The sequence below is a fragment of the Xanthomonas sp. XNM01 genome, assembly GCF_014851915.1.
Taxonomy (GTDB): Bacteria; Pseudomonadota; Gammaproteobacteria; order Xanthomonadales; family Xanthomonadaceae; genus Pseudoxanthomonas.
The window spans coordinates 1-255 of sequence record NZ_JACVAP010000025.1; the positions used below are offsets into that span (position 1 = coordinate 1).

Sequence of the window (255 nt, forward strand, 5' to 3'; positions counted from 1 at the left end):
AAATTGAAATCGCTGTGAAGATGCAGCGTTCCCGTGGCAAGACGGAAAGACCCCGTGAACCTTTACTATAGCTTTACACTGAACGTTGAGTTCGTCTGTGTAGGATAGGTGGGAGGCTATGAAACTGTGGCGCTAGCTGCAGTGGAGCCATCCTTGAAATACCACCCTGATGTGCTTGACGTTCTAACCTGGGCCCGTAATCCGGGTCGGGGACCGTGTATGGTGGGTAGTTTGACTGGGGCGGTCTCCTCCTAA

The 255-nt window shown here is 52.5% G+C and carries 1 rRNA gene; it reads left to right on the forward strand.

Features of this window, described 5'->3' with window-relative positions:
* Positions 1–255 (forward strand): 23S ribosomal RNA (locus tag IB242_RS20900); the annotation flags it as partial.